Source organism: Campylobacter concisus, assembly GCF_003048595.2.
GTDB lineage: Bacteria > Campylobacterota > Campylobacteria > Campylobacterales > Campylobacteraceae > Campylobacter_A > Campylobacter_A concisus_L.
In genome coordinates, this window is record NZ_CP049270.1 from 773072 (window position 1) to 792681 (window position 19610).

Sequence of the window (19610 nt, forward strand, 5' to 3'; positions counted from 1 at the left end):
TTTTTAATAAGACTTGCTTAATCAAATGCTAGTGTTTTTATGCTAATTTAAAAATAGCTTTTAGACTATAGGTCTAAAAGCTTAATTTATTTTTAGCTCTCTTTTAAGAGCTTGCTTGCGAGCATATCGGCTTTTGCTTTGTCGGTGTCTTTTTTTACGGATTTATAAATTTTAGATATATAATTTTCCAAAACTTCGTGGCAAGATATTACTTTTTCATTTTCGTTTCTTGCTACTTTTACGTATTCACCGCTATTTTGTAGCTCAAAAGCTAGGTCATTATCGCTTAGCTGAAGCTCTAAAATTTCAAGCAACCTCTCTTGAAGTCTTGGCTCAAAAATAGGTGTCATAAGCTCCAAGCGACGCTCTAGATTTCGCGGCATCCAGTCAGCACTTGAGATATAAATTTTTGGCTGAGCATGTTTAAAATATAAAATTCTAGCGTGCTCTAAGTATTTGCCGATTATTGAGCGAACTTTTATATTTTCACTTTTGCCTTTTATGCCAGGCCTTAGTCCGCACACACCACGAACTATAAGGTCGATCTTCACACCTGCGTTTGATGCGCGGCTAAGCTCATTTATCACATCTTCGTCGATTAGCGCATTCATTTTGGCAATGATCCTACCCTCGCTGCCTTTGCTTGCTTCCACTCTTATCTTTTCGATGATACGCTCTTTTATCTGAAAAGGCGACATGCTAAGAGCGTTTAGACGGCGGTTTTTATTATATCCTGAGAGGATGTGAAAAAATGAGGTCGTATCCTGGCTAAATTCTTCTTTGCTTGTAAATAGGCTCACGTCGGTGTAAATTTTAGCCGAACTGCCGTTGTAGTTGCCTGTACCAAAGTGCATATAAAATTTAAGCTTATCGCCGATTTGGCGAATGACCTGGCTAACTTTTGCATGTACCTTAAAGCCTGTGATGCCATATATCACGTGCGCGCCTGCGTCTTCAAGCGCCTTTGCCCAGTGCAGGTTATTTTCTTCATCAAACCTTGCTTTTAGCTCAACCATCACAGTTACTTGTTTGCCATCACTTGCGGCGTCTATTAGGCTTTGAATTATTGGTGAGCTTTTATCGACTCTATAAAGTGTCATTCGAATAGATATGACTTTTGGATCTTTGCTGGCTTCTTTTATAAAGCTTACAACTGGATCAAAGCTCTCAAATGGATGCACTAAGAGCACATCTTCTTTATCTATGGCGTCAAATACCGAGATACCATTGCCAAATGGTGGTAGTGTCTTTGGAACGTAAGGCGCATTTGCTAGGTGGGTAAAATTTTTACTTCCAGCTATCTCCCAAAGTGAGCTAAGAGTGAGCGGAATACTTGAAAAATAGACATCTTTATGAAAAATTTTCATATGAAAATTTAAGAAGTCCAAGATGTCAGCATCTACGTTTTTATCGATTTGCATACGAACAAAAGCTCCTTTTCTGCGAAGCTTTAGCCCTTGCTCAAGTATCATCATAAAATCATCCGCTTCTTCTTCTTCGATGACGATATCAGCGTTTCTCGTCACTCTAAAAGCAGCCGAGCTAAGTAGCTTATACCCTGGAAAAATTTCTTCTGCATGGCGGTGTACGATCGTTTCAATCGGCACAAAAACATTGCTACTTGGCTGTGTAAAACGTGGCAAGACTCTTGAAATTCTTATCATGCCGTATTTTAAAATTTCTGGATGTTCGATATCAGCAAGTTTCACGGCAAGTGAAAAGCTAAGGTTGTTTAGGTGCGGAAATGGATGAGTTGCATCGACAGCGATAGGAACGATGACTGGTAAGATATTTGAGAAAAAGTATTCGTCACACTTTTGCTTCAAGCTATCATCAAGCTCGTCATAATTTTTTATAAAAAGCCCCTCTTTGCTAAGAGCATTTACTGTTTTTTTATAGTGATCTTCTACTAAATTTTGCTCATTTTGTAGATATTTTCTAATCTCTCTTAGCTGATCAAGTGGGCTCATTCCATCGCCACTGCTTGTAGTAGCTCCAGCTGCGAAAAGCTGCTTTAGGCCAGCGACTCTGATCATATAAAACTCGTCTAGATTTGTCATATAAATGGCTATAAATTTTAGCTTTTCAAGTAAAGGAATTTCCTTTTCACACTGAGCGAGCACCCTTGAATTAAAGCGTAGCCAGCTTAATTCTCGGTTTATAAAAATAGTTCCATTTTCGCTCATCTTTTCTCCTTGTGCGTTTTTGAGTTATTTTATGATATGTGCGGTTATAAAGTTCTTACTTTATTTAAAATTTTGGTTACAATAAGCCAAAACTTAAATTTAAAGGCTTGTTATGTCTGATTATGTGATATTGGTTGGTATCTTTTTAGTGGCAGTCATTTTTTTGCGCTTATTAAAAAGATATCGTTTTAGCTTTTAAATTTCTCCCACCACAAATAAGCAAAGATAAGCCCAAAACCCTTGACTTTGCTCTCGTCAAAGGCAAATTTCATCATGTCTTCTCGTTTTATAAAAACAAGCTCTATATCTTCGCCATCGACGCCACCGCCAGAATTTACCTTCATGCTCTCATCGATCTTTGCGTAAAACATCGTTTGCATATTGCCTCCAAAGCCAAAAGCACCGTATGTCATCGTGATACGCTCTATCTCTTTTAGCTCATAGCCCACTTCTTCGATCGCTTCTTCTCTAGCTGTTTGCTCTTCGCTTAGTCCTTTATCCATAAGCCCTGCGCAAAGCTCATAAGTAAAGCCTTGCTCATTTGTTTTTAAATTTTCTTTCTCTTGCGAGTACCAAACAGCCGGGCGAAACTGCTTTACAAACAAAAAGGCATCCTTTTGCTCGTGATATAAAAAAATACTAACGCTATTCATCACTTTTACGCAGTCCCAGTCTCTTTTAACCCCATTTTGCTCAAATTTAATCTTAAAGGGCTTTAGATATTTTGACTCGCCCAGTGGTAAAATTTCTAAATTCGTTATAGTAGTATCCATTTTGCAAGTCCTAAAAAGCTAAAAAATCCTATCGCATCAGTAAAAGTAGTAAGAATGACGGCTGAGCCAACAGCTGGATCGATATTAAAACGCCTTAGTGTAAGAGGTATGATCGTGCCAAAAAATCCAGCAAAGAATAAATTCGTAACCATACTAAGTCCGATAACAACGCCAAGCATACCTTTGTCAAACCAAACAGAGGCGATTATACCCATTACTACACCAAAGATTAGTCCATTTATGAGTGAAATACTAACCTCACGTTTTAGAACATGTTTGGCATCTTTAAACTCTATCTCGCCAAGTGCTAGACGGCGAACCGTAACGGCAAGTGCTTGTGTGCCGGTATTTCCACCCATTGATGCAACTATTGGCATTAAAACAGCAAGAGCGACGTAGGCTGCTATTGTCTCATCAAAAAGTCCGATTATAGACGAGCTAAAAAGAGCTGTTAGTAAATTTACACCAAGCCAAACCGCACGACCACGACCAGCCTTAAAAAGTGTATCGTCCTCTTCTGACTCGTCATCAACGCCGGCTAGGTTGTAAATTTGCTCCGTTGCACTCTCTTGAATGTAGTCGTGGATGTCATCAGACGTGATACGACCAAGCAAAATTCCAGTGCTACTAGTAACAGCGATAACGTTTAGATCGTACTCTTGAAACATATCAGCGACATTTTGCATAAGGTCCATATCATTTGCAACGTGTGGTTTGTAGTGATCGATCTGCGCTGACTCGATATTTTGCTTTAGTGTCTTTGTAAAATCAAAAAGTATAAGATCTTCAAGTGGGATAGCGTATTGTAAAACGCCATTTTTATCGATGATAAAAAGCTGAGAGATATTTTCTAGCTTGCCTTCTTGCTTTTCTCGTCTAAGTCTTGCTACTGCATTGCCAAGCTTTTCTTCAAGGTGAGCCGAAAAAAGCTCTGTTTGCATGTGAGCACCAGCTCTATCTTCTTCGTAGCTTCTAAGTCTTAAAATTTCATTTTGGTTTTCTCTATCAAGCTCGTTAAAAAGCTCTCTAGCTTTATCCTCATCGATATCCTCGATGTATTGAAGCAAATCAGTCGCATCATCGCTCTCTAGCTCTTCAAGAGCTTCTACGATCTTTTCAGCTGGAAGTTGTTCGATCACATCTTTTAGCATGTGATCAGGTAGCTCGATAGCAACATCACCTAAAATTTCAGGATCTAGCTTCTCAAGATACTGAGCAAAGAGCTCTTCGTCGTGTTTCTTTAGCGTTTTTAGGTGTTGGGCTAGCTCGTAAGGTGAGAGTTCATTATCTTCTAAATTTTCATCTAAATGCTGATCTATCAGCTCTTTTGCTTCTTCTAGTTCTTGGCTCAAGTTTTACCTTTAAAATTCTATTACATTAGGAAAAAATTCCACTTTGTGGTACTCTTTTTCATTATTTAAAGCATTTTTTATTAGCTCATCATTTTTACTAACAACTGCTTTAAATTTAGCTGATTCTTTCTTATCCTCTAGGCTTTTAACGACCTTTATTGCACTTTCTGGATTGATAGGCTTATTGTCCCTATAAAGACCAAAATGAAGATGTGGCCCTGTGCTCATACCGCTTGTGCCAACGTAGGCTATAAGCGTGCCTTGCTTGACTTTTAGTCCGCCTTTTATGCCTTTAGCAAAGCCATTTAGATGAGCATAAAGCGTCTCGTAGCCACCAGCGTGAGAGATGATAACGGTTCTGCCATATCCGCTTTTTTGTCCGACAAATTTAACTGTACCATCGCCTGCTGCCTTGATAGGTGTGCCTTTTGGAGCACCGTAGTCAACACCAAGATGCGCTCTATATCTTTGGAGAATGGGGTGCCATCTTTTTAGGGTAAAAGCTGATGTGATTCTAGCGTTTGCAAGAGGGCGGACTAGTAAAAATTTATCATTTTTCTTGCCATTTTTATCATAAAATTTATCTTCAAATTTATACATAACATATCGTTTATTTTTCGTTTCTATCATCGCAGCATAAATTTCTGGAGTGCCAAAAGAGCGGCCCATACGTATTTTTTGATTATAAACGATAGCAATCGTATCGCCTTTGTTTATCTTTTTAAAATCAATGCCACTTCCTTTAAAAATTTCTTTAAAGCCAAGAGCTAGAGTGCCAGAGCCAGTGTAGTCAAAAATGTCTTCAGAGACTGATTTGTCCACCTTTAAGGCTAAAAATTTATCCTCGCTTTGATAAGAGATAGGAAGAAATTCGAGTTTAAATTTATCATTATCATCTCTAAAAATATGCATTTGAAGTTCGTCACTAACAGGGATTAATACTTGTTTGGTGTTGCCATTGTCGTCTTTGTAAATTTGATATTTTGTGCCAGCGATGATCTCTTCTGTTAGCTCTTGATCTTCGGTTGTTAAGTTGTAGTAAAGTGAAAGTGGGATTTTGTTTGTCTCTAAGAAATTTAAAAAATTGCTACCATTTGGCCAACTGAGCTCTTCGACACTTGGTTTTATAGCGTATAAATTTATAGATAATATTACAAAAATTATAAAAATACGAGGCATTAATGTCCTTTTAAAAAGCTGGTGGGATTTTAACTAAAACTTGCTTTAATTTTGCAAAAGATAAAGCATTTTAGGCTATAATCGCTCTAAAAATTTAAACTTAGGAGATATTTTTGAAACGTATATTTGTGATTTTATCGCTAGTTTTTGGCTTTGCTTTTGGGGCTGATTTTTCTTTAAATGAGTATAGAACTCCTATAATTAGCGTCGATAGTGATGGCACAGCGACGATAGTTGATAGTCCAGAAATTTTAATCGGCTCAAGTGGTGTCGTACTTCATAAATTTGATACTGATAGCTCTATCATCGCAAGAGTTAGTGTTATCTCAAAAAATTCTGGCTTTGCTAAGATTAGATTTGAGGTGTTTGATCTGCTTGAGCAAAAGGCACTCCCACTTCCAGGCATTGCGCCTGCAAATGGCGATATGGTCGTGCTAAACTATCTTTATAACCGCTCATTAATTATCGTGCCAAATAAAGAAATTTATGAAGAGATCACATCTGCGTTTCCAAATATGATATTTATTCATCCAGATATTATAGGAGCGTATCTAAGCTACGAATACAAGCCAAATCCAAGCAGAGATGACTTTAGAAAAATGTGTGCTCAAAGTGCAGCTGGTTTAATTTTCGTAGCGATGGATGGCAGAAGTGTTTTTGCTGATTGCCAAAGTTTTAAAGTGCTAAAAGAATTTAAAAGTGGCGAGGTTGAGTACTATCAGCTACCATTTTATACAAGAGTTAGCGACATAGACACCGTGTTTTGGAAGCTAAATAGCGAGCACATTAACAACTACGACGCTCACTACGAAAAACTTTTCGAAGAAGACAACTGATAAATGAGCCGTTTGTCCTTAAGTAAGCAAAGCTTAAAAGAGTTTTTAAATTTGCTCCCAACGCTTAAGGACAAAGAGCTCTTTCACTATGCCTCAAGCCTTAGTTTTCATACGATTTTATCGATCATTCCGATACTTCTTATATCGTTTTCTATCTTTACAAAACTGCCTAGTTTTGAGGATTATTACGCCAAGATTCAAGATTTTATATTTTCAGCTCTTTTGCCAAGTAACCAAGAGATCATCTCAAACTACTTGCAAAATTTCTTAAAAAATAGTGGAAATTTAGGTATAGTTGGCTTTGTAGCGATGATATTTACATCGGCTATGTTTTTTAGCGACTACGAGTATGTAGTTTTGAAAGTGACACGTGCAAATAAGGCTAGAGGATTTTGGTCAGCACTTAGCTCGTATTGGACGCTTATCACGCTTGCGCCACTTGGTCTTGCTGGTAGTTTTTATCTCTCAAGCCTTATTCAAGAGATGCTAAACTCAAACGTTATCACAAGCTCTATAAATTTTTTAAGCATATTTCCATATATCATCATTTGGGCGATATTTTGTGTCACATATCTCATCTCAGTAAATGACGAGATAAAATTTAAAAGCGCACTTTTTAGCTCATTTGCAGCCTCGCTTATTTGGTATCTTGGTAAGTCAGCGTTTGTCTACTACGTTCTTTATAACAAAACCTATCTAAGCGTTTATGGCTCGTTTTCGGCTGTGCTTTTCTTCTTTGTCTGGATCTACATATCGTGGATCATCTTTTTATATGGGCTAAAACTTTGTGCTTATCTTTCAAATAGCTCAAAATTTAAAAGATAAATTGAATAGTTTGTGCCAGCTGGTAATATATTTTTATAAATTTACCAGCTAGCGTGATTTGTATTATTTTATGTAAAAATTTTATGTGGATCAGCGTTTAAACTCGCAAATTTCTATCTTTATACCAAGCTCTTTGCTAAATTTACTAGCAGTCTTGGCTAGTTCATCTTTATCAAAACAGATAAGATCTATGTAAGATCGCATCTCGCCATTTGCTTCACCTATGATCTCGCAAATTTCACTCTCTTGTAGTGCGTCTGATATTTTGTTTTTGCTATCAACACCAAACTGTACGTCGCCACCGTGAGATAGGGCTAAAAAGCAAAAATTTATGCCAAGTTCAAAAGCTTCGTTGTAAGTATCGCTTATGCCGTCGTAGTACTCGTTTAGTAGCTCGCTAAGAGATGTATATCCTGTAAAAACGTCGTCACGTAGTTCATTTGAACGAGGCTCTAGCTCATAGACCATAAAATTCTTAAGCGGCTCGTTTGAGGCTTCTTTACCAAATTTATCATCTATAAGATCGGCAAAGTCGATCAGCGGCACGCCTTTTTCTCTTGGCTCGTCCACGATCTCAAACTCTCCAAGCATATTTATCATGATCATCTCACCAACTACGTTGTCACAAAGTATGAGCGATAATGTATAAGCCTTATTTTCATCTTCGCTTTTAAGCTTGCTTAGAGTTTCGTTATAGAGACACATATCTACGCTTTTGTCATTGAAATTTGCATAGACTATGATATCATTTGCATCAACACTTACGCCATACATTTGTATAGTAGCGACGTTTCGTGGTACACGTGGCTTGCCAAGTGTGCAAGTAAGTTTTGCTTCATACTCTTTTGGCATACGCGACTTTATAAATTTAAGCCACAAAAGTCTATGCTTAAGTCCTTCTGGAGTGAGTACTAGATCGATCTTTCCATCAATAAGCCCAATCATAAAGTTAGGATCAACCAAACATAAATTTAGCGCCTCTTCGGTCATTTTGCTTGCGGCTTCAAAGTTTTTATCTTCTAAATTTTGTTTGATGGCGTCTAAATTTTTGCCAAATTCGCTCCAAAATTTATCAACTCTGCTTGCAAAGCTAGAGCTCTTTTTAGAAAACCACATTTTTATCCTTGTTTATTAAATTTTTCAATATTTTTTTGCGTATAAATTTTCATCGATGGAAATTCTAAGGCACTTAGCTTATCATATCCTTCTTCGTTAAAAACACATCCTGTATCGATATTGGCGCTATTTGTATAGAGCTTAGCCTCACGCACTGGCGTGTGTCCGTAGACGTTAAATACGCCTTCTACTTGCGTCATATCGCCTCTGCCTGATAGTACATGCCTTCTAAACTCGTCTCTTGATCTATCATCATCTCTTAAGTCCCAAAATTTACCAACGGCCGAGTGCGAAACAACCAAATGCTCGCCGTTTTGGTTTTTGTGATCTTTAAACTCTAAATATACTGGAATACTCTCTAAAAATTCTATGTGTTTTTCTCTGAAATTTATGCTTTGAATTAGATATGATCTGTATGTTTCTTCGCCGCCATTATTGTAAAACCAACTTGTATCAAATGGTATTTTGTTTTTTAAAAAGAAATCTTTGTTGCTTAGCAGCCTGCGCTCATGATTTCCCATTACCATTTTGTAGCCATTTTGTATGATTAGCTCGACTGTCTCACAGCTATAAGGCCCTCTATCTATCACATCTCCTACAAAGCAAATTTGTGATTTTTCTTTGTTTGGAAACTGGTCGATAAGCTTTAAGAGTGTATTAAAACAGCCGTGCACATCGCCTATAATATAAATTTGCTCGCTCAAATTTTCTCCCTTGCGCCAAATTTTAGTCTATTAAGCCTAAAAATGAAGTGAAAATCGTTATAAAGTGATAAGTTGAAATTTAAGTAGAATTTTTTAAAGCAAAATTAGAAATTTAAAGCAGAAGGGAGCCTAAGCTCCCTAAAATCATTGTGCGTAAAAGCCGCTAACCTTGCCGGTGAGATCGATCATGATGTTTTTCATCTGAGTGTAGTGCTCAAGGATGATCTTGTGCGTTTCACGGCCGATACCTGAGTTTTTATATCCGCCAAATGGGCTACCTGCTGGGATTTGGTTGTAGGTGTTGATCCAGACCCTGCCAGTCTCCATCGACCTTGCAACGCGAAGTGCTTTTGTGATGTCTTGCGTGAAAATTCCACCACCTAGGCCATATTCACTATCATTTACCATTTTGATAAGCTCGGCTTCATCTTTAAATTTGATGACAACGCCAACTGGTCCAAAGATCTCTTCTTGAGCCACTCTCATATCATTTGTCACATCAACTAGCAACGTTGGCTCTACAAATGCGCCCTTGTCGCAACCATTTGCGGTGTAGGCTTTACCACCAACTGCCACTTTTGCGCCTTCTTTTTTGCCGATCTCGACGTAGTTTAGAATTTGCTCAGCTTGTTTTTTATTGATTTGTGAGCCCATTTGAGTGCTAGGATCTAACGGATCGCCAACCTTTATAGTGCTAAATTTCTTAACCGCAGCCTCTATAAATTTGTCATAAAAGCTCTCTTCTACGAAAATTCTTGAACCTGCGCAGCAAACTTGACCTTGGTTAAACAAAATTCCAAGCTGAAGGCCGTCAAGCGCTTTGTCTAAATTTGCGTCGCTAAAGAAGATATTTGCGCTCTTGCCGCCAAGCTCAAGTGTAGCTGGGATGATACGGCGAGCAGCAGCTATGGCGATATCGCGGCCGATCTCGGTTGAGCCAGTAAATGCTAGCTTATCAAGGCCTGGATGGTTTTTAATCCACTCGCCGCTCTTGCTACCTTTTCCAGTTATTATGTTGATAAGACCTTTTGGCAAAATTTTATCTATCAGCCTAAATAGCTCAAGCACGCTTAGGCTTGTCTCGCTTGATGGCTTAAATACACTCGCATCGCCTGCTGCGATCACTGGAGCTAGCTTCCAAGCTGCCATCAAAAATGGAAAATTCCAAGGCACTATCTGACCCACGACGCCTATTGGCTCGCGTAAAACGATAGAGAGTTGCTTCTCGTCAAGCACGTTTGCGCTGCCTTCTTCGCCTATGATAACGCCAGCAAAGTATCTAAAATGCTCTGCTGCAAAAGGGATATCAACATTTAGCGTCTCGCGGATCGGCTTGCCGTTATCCATGCTCTCAACTTTTGCCAAGTGCTCTTTGTTTTCATCAATGATGTCAGCGATCTTGTTTAAAAGCTTTGCACGCTCGCTAGTTGTGGTGTGTTTAAATTTCTTAAAAGCCTCACGTGCAGCACGAACTGCGTCATTTACATCTTCTTCGGTAGCATCAGCGATCTTTGCAAGGTGCTCGCCGTTTGCTGGATTTTTTGCATCAAGTGTAGCGCCGTCTTTTGCGTCACGCCACTCACCATTTATGAAAAGCCCATATTTTTCTAGTAGTTTCATACTTTTCTCCTTGATTAAGATTTTGTAAAAGGATTATAATATTAATAAAATTTATCAAAAATAAATTTTGGACATAAATTATCTTTTTTAATAAATTTTATTATTTAAAGTAGGATTATTTTAAAATTTAACTCTGCCAAGAGAGCAAAAACGTAGTCTCGCCATCAAGTTCGCTTTGGCATTTTACGACGATATCATTTTTCTTACAGCACTCTTTAACTAAATTTAGCCCTATGCCAAAGCCGCCTTGATCGTCGTTAAATCTCGTGTAACGATCAAAAATTTGAAGTTGCTGCTCTTTGCTGATGCCTCGACCGGTGTTACTTATGCTAAAGAAATTTGGCTCTAAAGTGATGCGTACTTTTGAATTTGGCGCTGCATATTTGGAGGCGTTGCTAAGAAGGTTGTCTAAAATTTTGCTCACATCCCCAAGATCTGCATTTATAAAGCTTGGCTTTAGGCTAGTATCTATCTCAAGTCCACGTTTGGCAAAAAATGGCGAGAAATAGTTCAGTCTTTGTGTGGTTAGTAAATTTAGATCTATGAGCTCCTTTTTGCTAGGCTTATCTAGGTTAAAGCTTAGATGAACGAGCGCGTCATAAATGTTATTTAGGCTCTTTGCGGCAAGGCTGATATTGTTAAAACGCTTTAAATTTCGCTCATTTAGGTTGTCAAGATCGGCCGTTTCTATACTCATCGAGATGACGCTTAGAGGCGTTTTTATCTCGTGTGTTGAGTCTTTTATGAAGCGGTTTAGCGTATCTATCTTTTCATAAAGCGGTCTTAGGCTTAGTTTTGCTAGGTAAAAGGCGACAAAGAGCAGGGCAAAAAAGAAAAAGAGTGCCTTTAGCGTGGTTGAAATTTGTAAAGACAAAATTTCAGCCTTGATATCTTTGCCAACTAGAAAAATATCTGCGTGTGAGAGCTCGTCTGTGGTGTTGTCGTCCATGTACTGGATCTTTTCAAATATCGCAACCTTGCCGCCGATCAAATTTACATTTTTACTTTTGTCGATTTTTTGGCAGTCAAAGTCTTTATAAATTTTCTCGCCATTTTTTAGCACGATGCAAGCATGCACGCCTTTTTCTTTTGTTAGACTTGAAATTGAGTCAAGTCCATTCATTCTAGCTTTCATGTAAATGCCCATTTTTATCTCTTTTAAAGACTTCGCCTCGTTTAAAATGAGCGTTTCTTTTTTGTTTTTATAGTCGTGTATGAAAAAATATCCTAAAAATAGCACAGTGCTAACAAGATAGAGGGATAAAATTTTAAATAAAATTTGCGTCTTTTCAGACATAGACATAGCCGTCCCCACGCCTATTTAAAATGGCATCTTTGCCTAAAATTTGGCGTAAATTTTTGATATAGACACGAAGGCTAAGTTCGCTTGGTTCCTCGTCAAATTTCCAAATTTTATTAAAAATTTCATCTTTGGTTAAAATTTTGCCTTTGTTTTGCAAAAATAGCGCGAGTAGGTCGCTCTCTTTACTCGAGATATTTACATTTTTGCCATCTTTGCTTAGTGTTTTGCTCTGCGGATGAAAGCTAAATTCACTTGAAATTTTGATCGCATCGCCGCTATGATGTGAGAAATTTCTCTTTAGAAGTGCTTGTATACGTATGAGTAGTTCTTTTAGCTCAAATGGCTTTTTTAGATAGTCGTCGCAACCACTTTTGTAGCCTTTTTCAAGATCATCTATGGTATTTAGCGAGGTGGTAAAGATGCTAGGTGCGCTAACACCTAGCTCTCTTAAGGAAGAAAGAAGTGAAAAGCCATCTCCTTGTGGGAGTTTGACGTCAAGTATAAGCAGGTCGAAATTTTGCTCGTAGGCGAGATCAAGCGCTTCTTTGGCGTTATCTGAAGTGGTTACTTCATAGCCATTTTCAACTAGATACTCACTGATGAGATCAAGTAAAATTTCATCATCTTCAACGAGCAAAATTCTAACCATTAAGCACCTTTACATGCCTTTTTTCATTTCGTCTTTTTTCATACCCATGTCGTCTTTTTTCATTTCGTCTTTCATGCCCATGTCATCTTTTTTCATCTCATCTTTTTTTATCATGGGTTTTTTGCCCATGTCATCTTTCATCATCTGCTCTTTCTTCATCATCTCGTCTTTGCCCATGTCATCTTTTTTCATCATTTCAGTAGCATTTGCAAGACCACCAAGCATAAACATAGCACCAAGTGCAACTAGTAGTAATTTCTTCATAACGTCTCCTTTAAATGAAATATGATGAAATACTATCTCTTTAGTGTTAAGTGAGTGTGAATTTACGCAAATACAAAATATATAACTGGAAGCGTGATAAATGAAAAAAGCACGCCTATGGCCACTGATGAGATGGCTAGCGAGCTATCAAGGCCAGCTTTTATGACCATCGCACTTGCAAGGGCTGATGTTGGCATTGCACATTGAAAAAGACCAACTACCCATGTTCTATTCATTTGGATACCTGAAAATTTTAATATGATGAAAAATACGATAGCTGGCAAGATCATCTTACACAAAAGCACAACGCTAACGCCTTTATATGAGCTTGTGATGCTGCTAAAGTTAAGTCCAACACCAATCGCAAAAAGTGCTACCGGAGTAACGCTACCTTCAAACATCCTAAGTGGAGCAAAGATAAACTCAGGCAAAGGGACTTCTTTTAAGATAAGAGCCATAATAAGCGCGATAAATGGCGGAAATTTTAAAATTTTCATCGTATTTTGAAATAATGAAACCTTCTCTGGTGCAGCAAAAGAGAGAATAAGCGGCCCAAGGATCGAAAGCGGAATACCAGTGGCTATTTGATCGTAAAAGATGACTTCATTTACCATCGCATCACCAAAGAAGCCCTGAATGACAGGCATACCAACAAATAGGGTATTACCAAAAAGGCTTAGCATGACCATACTAACAGTTGTTACTTTAGTAAATTTAAAGATCTTGCCAAGCACCAATGCTATGACAGCACTGATAGCTGTTGAGCCAAAGCCAATTAAAATTGTATTTATAAGCGAAACGTCGACGTTTACGTGATAAATTTTGTCAAAGATTAGCGCAGGCATTGCAAAACAAAGGACAAAATCCACAAATGGGATCGAGTGCTTTTGCTCAACAATGCCGACTTTTTTAGCAAAAAAACCAGTTGCGATTATGAAAAAAATTGCAAAAAGTGGAGTGAAGTTCATAGCATTCTCTTTATAAATCTAAATTTTTACGGAAAATTGATTATAGGACCCATAAGATTAAATTACAATAAACCTTTTTTAAAATTTGCTCTTAAAATTTATACCTTAATATCAACCTTTTTATAAAATTTATCTCTCTCATCTATCTTTTCTTTGCTCTTTAAATCATTCTCAAGATAGCTGATATTATAAATTTCTCTTGTAGATATGCTTTTACCATTATTTAGACTGATTAAAAATTTACTCTCAAATTTATTAGATAGATTGGCAATAGCGATCGCTCCAGCATCTTTTAGGCTTACGATTTTATCACCTTGCATGAAGCCAATATCTTTAAAATCCAAGCTATTTAACTGCACATTATTCATCTCTTTTGCCTCTAAATTTATGCTAGTTTTTAGCTCACTTGATGTATTTAGCTTGCCAGTATCGTTATAGAGCTCTTTTACGTCTATCTCTCTACCACTATCAAATTTTAGCCTTATGGTGCCATCTTTGTTTAGCTTCATAGCTATAACGCTATCGCTATCTTGCAAAGATGCAGCAGCTGTGGCTTCATTTGTTATAAAAGCCTTTTTTACTTTTTTTAAATTTGAGATACTAAACTCAAGTCCAGTTGCTTGCTTAAATTCATTTTCCATCGCGATCATTTTGGCTGATTTTGTATTCTCAAGCTTTGATATATAAGCGTCTGCATTTTCTTCAAATTTCTTTAAATTATTGCCAAGATTTTCTATCATTTTGTTGTATGCGTCAAACTCAGCGTTATAATCTTTGTAAAATTTCATAAAACTATCTTTTTGAAATTTTGTATATGAGAAATTTTCATCTTTTTTGTGCTCTTTGCTTGGCTCAATGATCGGATTAAACTCGCTTAGTCTTGCAGTATCATCAAAACCCACTTTAAGATAGGCAAAATTTTTAAAAGAGCTATCTTTGCCAAAGATATTATTGCGTCTTAGATCGACCCAGCCGTCATTTTGGGCATATTTTTTAAAGAAATTATTTATATCATTTTTCTCTATCTTTTCATATCTGTTTTCTGCAGCAAACAAAGTATTTGGATCTGAGGCGTAGTAAGAGTGCCTATAATCAATATCTTTTGTATCCACATAAAGATCGGGATTATTTGTGATCGTTGCTTTACGATTTAACTCTTCTCTTTTTATTTGATTGTGATTTATGACATTTGTGCTGATAAACTGCCTAAGATCAACCCTTGGCATCACATCGCTTAAATTTGCTATTTTTTCATTTCCATCTTTGTCGTAACCCCTTACTTTTAGCTTATCAAAGAGTATATCTTTTTGGTCTAGCACACCATCACTATTACTATCAAAGCTAAAAAGATAACTATTATTTTCTAATTTTGTAGTGCCAAGTTTATCGTTATCGCCGTAAATATCTAAAAATACTTCTACTTCGCCATATTTTGTTTTTAGAGTGTTTGAATAGGCGTAATCATTTAAATTTTTAAATTTTGTATTTTCTAAGTATCCACTTTTTAGTGTAGATAACATGCTGCTACTATCTGAAGCTTTTATATTTTTAAAGTAGGCATTTTCACTAAAATGATAGCCTCTAGAAAGTTCATCGGAGTGGATTTTATTGTTACTGTAGATGAGATTTTTTGAGTAGTTATTTAAAATTTCTTCTACTTTTTGTAGGATTTTGTGTCTGTTTTGCTCTTTTATCTCGGCATCAGTAACATTTATAACTTTGCTTGCTTCTATACTTTCTTTTAAATTTGAAATTTGTTCGTTGTTTATCTCTAAATCTTGTTTATCCTTAAAGGCATGGAGCATATCTGTAGGATTTTTTAAATCTTTTAAATTTATAAAGTTATATTTTAAAGGTGCAATATTCATCTAAAATCCTTTTTAAAGATGTTGCAGACAATATCGGATAAATTTAGAAATTATTTAGGTATATAATGGTGCCCGAGGTCGGACTCGAACCGACACAAGGTTGCCCTTACCAGATTTTGAGTCTGGCGCGTCTACCAGTTTCACCACTCGGGCTAAGTTAAGATTGAAATTTTATATTTGTGAGAAGAAAGAAAAAAGGGGAGACTTGCTCCCCTAAAAAGAAATTATTTCTTTTTACCTTTTTTAGCAGCACCAGCAGCAACTGCTTCTTTAAGTTTTTTGCCAACTTTGAATTTAACTGCTTTGCTAGCAGGAACATCGATAACTTTTTTAGTTCCAGGAACTCTAGCTTTTCTTGCAGCTCTGTCAGCAGTACCAAAAGTACCAAAGCCTATAAAGCTAATTGTATCGCCTTTTTCAAGAACTGCTTGGATTGTCTCCAAAGTAGCATCAACAACTTTTAGAGTATCTTTTTTTGAAAGACCAGCCTTATCGGCAACAGCTTGAATAAATTCAGCTTTTTTCATGAACCATCCTTTTAAGAAGTTATGTGGCTATATTACACTCTTTTAAAAAAAAATACAATACTTTTTCCCTAAATTTAGCTCTTTTTTACATTTTTTTAACAAAAAATACAATTTTTTAAAAATTTACTCGCAAATTTCAAACATAAGCTCGGTCTTTAGACCAAACTTTTTCATATCAATAAGCTTTAAATTTTTAAAATTTAAGCTCAATAATTCATCTTTATTTTTTACAAGCTTATTTGCTATCTGGCGCAAGACTTCGCCTCTATACGCTTTTGCGTGATGACTCACTATTTTTTTATTTTTTACAAAACAAAAAGTTATGTATTCTTTTTTTATAGTGTAAAATTTTTCATAAAACTTAGCTCTAAGGTCTAAAATCTCATCATTTTGCAAAAAATCATTAACCGCTTTACTAAAATTTTTTTCATAAAATTTTGAAATTTCAAAGCCACCTAGCTTTTCACCTTGCTTTAGTTTGTACTCTGGTATCTCATCTTTTGCTAAGATAGGTCCAAATAAATTTGAAAATATTAAAACATTATTATCTATATATTTTTGTGCCTCATTGTCTAAACCACGATAGTTTAGATGTTTATAAGCCACTCCATCATACCTTAAAATAGCTTTTATACTGCCTTTTTGAGATAGGCTTTCTCGCAGCTGCTTACTCTCTTCAAGTTCTTTTAGCCCAAAAAGCTTTTTTATCTCGTCTAAATTTGCGTTTTTTAAAAACTCATCGTATTTATTTAAAATTTCAACTCTTTTATCAAAAAGCTCTGGAAATATCAAATCTTTGCCATTAAATTTATTATTTGTATTTAGAGAAATTTTACTTTCGCTTGGAGAAAAGAGAATTTTTAGTGCCATTTTTTTCTTACCTATTTTTTTATATAAATTTTTGTTGGATTATACAATAAACTTTTTTTATGCTAAAAAAATCAAATTTTTACCGATATAAAAAAACAAGCGGAATCATTTTTGCTTAGAGTGAATAAAAATTTAGGAAAAAATTATGAGAATAACAAACCAACTACGTTTTAGTCAGACTTTGCATGACTACCAAAAAAACATGACCGGTGTAAATAAAAGCTATAAGCAGCTCTCAAATGGTTTGAAAATTCAAGATCCATACGATGGTGCTGCGACTTATAATGATGCAATGAGGCTTGATTATGAAGCGACTACTCTCACTCAAGTAGTTGATGCCACTGGTAAATCTGTAAATTTCTCAAAAAATACAGATAATGCGTTGCAAGAGTTTGAAAAACAGCTTGAAAATTTTAAGACAAAAGTAGTCCAAGCAGCTAGCAGTGTGCATAGTAAGACATCGCTAGAAGCTTTGGCAAATGATCTTCAAGGTATAAAAAATCACCTTGTAAATATTGCAAACACTTCGGTTAATGGGCAGTTCTTGTTTTCTGGAAGCGCTGTTGATACAAAGCCAATAGACGGTGCAGGAAAGTATCAAGGCAACCGTGATTATATGAAAACATCAGCTGGAGCACAAGTCGAGCTTCCTTATAATATCCCAGGATATGATCTATTTTTAGGAAAAGACGGTGATTACAGTAAAATTTTGACAACAAATGTTCGTTTGGCTGATCAAACTAGAACCGACATCGCTTATGCGCCAAAATTTTTAAACGATAACAGCAAGATAAAAAGTATGATCGGACTAAATTACGCTAGTGATTCAGTGGTTAGAAGTGACGGCTCTTACAATGGAACAATAAATCCAGATTATGATTTTTTAGATAATTCAAATGTAAATTTTCCAGATACATATTTTTTCATGCAAGGCAAAAAGCCAGACGGCACGACATTTACCAGTAAATTTAAGATGAGTGCAAATACAACCATGGCTGGACTTATGGAAAAAATCGGCATGGAATTTGGCAATACAAAAACAACAAAAGTTGTTGATGTAAGCATAAATAACGATGGACAATTTAATATAAAAGATCTTACTAAAGGTAATCAAACTATTGACTTTCATATGGTTGCAGCTACTTCTGTCGCGGCAAATCGTGATACTATCGCTCCAAGCACAGCGCTTGATACCGTAAATTCGCTAGAGGCGCTTGAAAATATGGCAAATGCTGTGCCAAAAACGGTTCATATCACTGAGTTTGTAAAGAGCAAATATACTGATAAAGATGGAAACGCGACAAATGCATTTGACTATGATAAGGTTAGATTTGAAAGAAAAGATAATGAGCTAATCGCAAATTTACCTCAAGTAGCTAGAAGAACGGGCGAATATGCAACAGATCAGACAAAGCTAAGTGAAGTCTCTGGTACAAAAGAGAGTTACGATAGAAATTTATATCCAAAAGATGTTGACGCTAGAAAGAGAGAACTTTTTAATATCGACGACCAAGAGATAAATTTACAAGTAAAGTCAATAACTGGCACAAAATATGACATAAAGGTAAAAATGGGCACAGCAGGGGGCACAAATACTCCAGTGCAATTTGAAATAACATCTACACCACCAGGTGGCACACCTTCTGCAACTAGAACTTTAACAGTTTATAACTCAGATGAGTTTGGAAGTTACAGAACTTATGCTAGCGATTTTACTTATAGGCAGCTCATGGATATCGTTGCTATGGCAGCAAGTGATAATATCCCAAATCCTCCACATGCAGAAAACGCAAATTTTGATACAGATATTGAAAAAGTAAAAAGAGATCAAAACTATAATGCCTATAAAGAGGCTTTATCAAAGACAAAGGGTGCAGTAGAGACGACTTTAGATGATAAAGGTAGAATGGTTTTAACCGATAAGACAAAATCAGTAACAAACATAGAAGTAACTATGCATGATGCAAAAAATAGCGATAAATTTGATGGCGATAGTACTGGTAGAGATACAGCTGGTAATGCTGGTCACCCTCAAGGAAAGGGTTCTGTCTTTAGCTTTAATGAAAATAATGCTTTAACTATTGATGAGCCAAGTACGAGCGTTTTTCAAGACCTTGATAATATGATAGAGGCTGTTAGAAAGGGATATTATAGAGCTGATGCAAATAGCAATGACCCACGAAATACCGGCATGCAAGGCGCATTACAAAGGCTTGATCATCTAATAGATCATGCGAATAAAGAGCTTACAAAGATCGGCTCTCAATCAAAACTTTTAACAGCTACAAAAGAGCGAGCCGAAGTAATGAAAGTGAATGTGCTAACTGTTAAAAATGATGTAATTGACGCAGACTATGCGGAGTCATATCTGAAATTTACGCAGCTTTCACTATCTTATCAAGCAACTCTACAAGCAAGCGCAAAGATAAATCAACTAAGCTTACTAAATTATTTAAATTAAAATTTAAATCAGCAGGCCACCTAGCTTGCTGATTTTTTAAAATTAAACTCAAGCGTGCTATAATAAGCCTTTTTTATAAAGGATCTAAAATTTTACGACATATCTTATT

General features: G+C 36.3%; 17 protein-coding genes and 1 tRNA gene. 3 read left to right on the plus strand and 15 right to left on the minus strand.

Annotated elements, in window-relative coordinates; genetic code table 11:
• Positions 1-92: 92 nt before the first annotated feature.
• The 4 genes from CVT15_RS03900 to CVT15_RS03915 all read right to left on the minus strand — a co-directional run bounded on the left by CVT15_RS03900 (position 93) and on the right by CVT15_RS03915 (position 5490).
• On the minus strand, positions 93-2186 hold the full coding sequence (locus CVT15_RS03900; RefSeq protein WP_103576976.1) for an RNA degradosome polyphosphate kinase: 2094 nt from the start codon (positions 2184-2186) through the stop codon (positions 93-95).
• 188 nt (positions 2187-2374) lie between these two features.
• Entirely contained in the window at positions 2375-2959 is a 585-nt protein-coding gene (locus CVT15_RS03905) for an NUDIX domain-containing protein (RefSeq protein ID WP_103576977.1), read from the minus strand.
• The gene (gene mgtE, locus CVT15_RS03910) at positions 2944-4311 is read right to left on the minus strand and encodes a magnesium transporter (protein WP_103576978.1); all 1368 of its coding nucleotides are present in this window, start codon (positions 4309-4311) and stop codon (positions 2944-2946) included. The genes CVT15_RS03905 and mgtE overlap by 16 nt, the downstream gene beginning before the upstream one ends.
• 9 nt (positions 4312-4320) lie before the next feature.
• Positions 4321-5490: a peptidoglycan DD-metalloendopeptidase family protein gene (locus tag CVT15_RS03915; RefSeq protein WP_103576979.1), complete on the minus strand. Its 1170-nt coding sequence runs from the start codon at positions 5488-5490 to the stop codon at positions 4321-4323.
• Positions 5491-5603: 113 nt separating this feature from the next.
• Here CVT15_RS03915 and CVT15_RS03920 point away from each other — a divergent pair, with 113 nt between their 5' ends.
• Entirely contained in the window at positions 5604-6326 is a 723-nt protein-coding gene (locus CVT15_RS03920) for a plasminogen-binding N-terminal domain-containing protein (protein WP_021090557.1), read from the plus strand.
• Between the two features lie 3 nt (positions 6327-6329).
• Entirely contained in the window at positions 6330-7151 is an 822-nt protein-coding gene (locus tag CVT15_RS03925; RefSeq protein WP_103576980.1) for a YihY family inner membrane protein, read from the plus strand.
• Between the two features lie 90 nt (positions 7152-7241).
• Here the strand turns inward: CVT15_RS03925 and CVT15_RS03930 are convergent, their stop codons facing one another.
• From CVT15_RS03930 to CVT15_RS03980, 11 genes are all read right to left on the minus strand, one after another.
• On the minus strand, positions 7242-8267 hold the full coding sequence (locus CVT15_RS03930; RefSeq protein WP_103576981.1) for a hypothetical protein: 1026 nt from the start codon (positions 8265-8267) through the stop codon (positions 7242-7244).
• Between the two features lie 2 nt (positions 8268-8269).
• Positions 8270-8971 (minus strand): metallophosphoesterase, encoded by a 702-nt coding sequence (locus CVT15_RS03935; protein ID WP_087585787.1) that lies wholly within the window; start codon positions 8969-8971, stop codon positions 8270-8272.
• 144 nt (positions 8972-9115) lie between these two features.
• A complete protein-coding gene (locus tag CVT15_RS03940) occupies positions 9116-10591 on the minus strand; it encodes an aldehyde dehydrogenase family protein (RefSeq protein ID WP_107897956.1) in 1476 nt (491 codons plus the stop codon).
• Positions 10592-10718: 127 nt separating this feature from the next.
• Positions 10719-11888 (minus strand): sensor histidine kinase, encoded by a 1170-nt coding sequence (locus CVT15_RS03945; protein WP_107897955.1) that lies wholly within the window; start codon positions 11886-11888, stop codon positions 10719-10721.
• On the minus strand, positions 11881-12543 hold the full coding sequence (locus tag CVT15_RS03950; protein WP_084108128.1) for a response regulator transcription factor: 663 nt from the start codon (positions 12541-12543) through the stop codon (positions 11881-11883). Before CVT15_RS03950 ends, CVT15_RS03945 begins: the two co-directional genes overlap by 8 nt.
• 9 nt (positions 12544-12552) lie before the next feature.
• The gene (locus CVT15_RS03955) at positions 12553-12807 is read right to left on the minus strand and encodes a pyruvate kinase (protein WP_054196512.1); all 255 of its coding nucleotides are present in this window, start codon (positions 12805-12807) and stop codon (positions 12553-12555) included.
• Positions 12808-12869: 62 nt separating this feature from the next.
• Positions 12870-13775, minus strand: coding sequence for an AEC family transporter (locus tag CVT15_RS03960; RefSeq protein WP_103576985.1), 906 nt, complete (start codon positions 13773-13775; stop codon positions 12870-12872).
• 98 nt (positions 13776-13873) lie between these two features.
• The gene (locus CVT15_RS03965; RefSeq protein WP_107897954.1) at positions 13874-15643 is read right to left on the minus strand and encodes a response regulator; all 1770 of its coding nucleotides are present in this window, start codon (positions 15641-15643) and stop codon (positions 13874-13876) included.
• A 66-nt stretch (positions 15644-15709) separates the two neighbouring features.
• Positions 15710-15796 (minus strand) — tRNA-Leu (locus tag CVT15_RS03970).
• Between the two features lie 71 nt (positions 15797-15867).
• Positions 15868-16170, minus strand: coding sequence for an HU family DNA-binding protein (locus CVT15_RS03975; RefSeq protein WP_012001719.1), 303 nt, complete (start codon positions 16168-16170; stop codon positions 15868-15870).
• Between the two features lie 123 nt (positions 16171-16293).
• Complete coding sequence (locus CVT15_RS03980; RefSeq protein ID WP_107897953.1) at positions 16294-17040, minus strand: YaaA family protein; 747 nt, start codon at positions 17038-17040, stop codon at positions 16294-16296.
• 145 nt (positions 17041-17185) lie between these two features.
• On the opposite strand from CVT15_RS03980, the gene flgL reads away from it, so the two are divergent.
• Positions 17186-19501, plus strand: coding sequence for a flagellar hook-associated protein FlgL (gene flgL, locus CVT15_RS03985; RefSeq protein WP_107898085.1), 2316 nt, complete (start codon positions 17186-17188; stop codon positions 19499-19501).
• Positions 19502-19610 lie beyond the last annotated feature (109 nt).

What these genes read in the sequence shown, in the direction of transcription:
- CVT15_RS03900 (WP_103576976.1), bottom strand. Translation starts at nt 2,186, where the DNA reads ATGAGCGAAAATGGAACTATTTTTATAAACCGAGAATTAAGCTGGCTA.
- CVT15_RS03905 (WP_103576977.1), bottom strand. Translation starts at nt 2,959, where the DNA reads ATGGATACTACTATAACGAATTTAGAAATTTTACCACTGGGCGAGTCA.
- CVT15_RS03915 (WP_103576979.1), bottom strand. Translation starts at nt 5,490, where the DNA reads ATGCCTCGTATTTTTATAATTTTTGTAATATTATCTATAAATTTATAC.
- CVT15_RS03925 (WP_103576980.1), top strand. Translation starts at nt 6,330, where the DNA reads ATGAGCCGTTTGTCCTTAAGTAAGCAAAGCTTAAAAGAGTTTTTAAAT.
- CVT15_RS03930 (WP_103576981.1), bottom strand. Translation starts at nt 8,267, where the DNA reads ATGTGGTTTTCTAAAAAGAGCTCTAGCTTTGCAAGCAGAGTTGATAAA.
- CVT15_RS03940 (WP_107897956.1), bottom strand. Translation starts at nt 10,591, where the DNA reads ATGAAACTACTAGAAAAATATGGGCTTTTCATAAATGGTGAGTGGCGT.
- CVT15_RS03945 (WP_107897955.1), bottom strand. Translation starts at nt 11,888, where the DNA reads ATGTCTGAAAAGACGCAAATTTTATTTAAAATTTTATCCCTCTATCTT.
- CVT15_RS03950 (WP_084108128.1), bottom strand. Translation starts at nt 12,543, where the DNA reads ATGGTTAGAATTTTGCTCGTTGAAGATGATGAAATTTTACTTGATCTC.
- CVT15_RS03955 (WP_054196512.1), bottom strand. Translation starts at nt 12,807, where the DNA reads ATGAAGAAATTACTACTAGTTGCACTTGGTGCTATGTTTATGCTTGGT.
- CVT15_RS03960 (WP_103576985.1), bottom strand. Translation starts at nt 13,775, where the DNA reads ATGAACTTCACTCCACTTTTTGCAATTTTTTTCATAATCGCAACTGGT.
- CVT15_RS03965 (WP_107897954.1), bottom strand. Translation starts at nt 15,643, where the DNA reads ATGAATATTGCACCTTTAAAATATAACTTTATAAATTTAAAAGATTTA.
- CVT15_RS03975 (WP_012001719.1), bottom strand. Translation starts at nt 16,170, where the DNA reads ATGAAAAAAGCTGAATTTATTCAAGCTGTTGCCGATAAGGCTGGTCTT.
- CVT15_RS03980 (WP_107897953.1), bottom strand. Translation starts at nt 17,040, where the DNA reads ATGGCACTAAAAATTCTCTTTTCTCCAAGCGAAAGTAAAATTTCTCTA.
- flgL (WP_107898085.1), top strand. Translation starts at nt 17,186, where the DNA reads ATGAGAATAACAAACCAACTACGTTTTAGTCAGACTTTGCATGACTAC.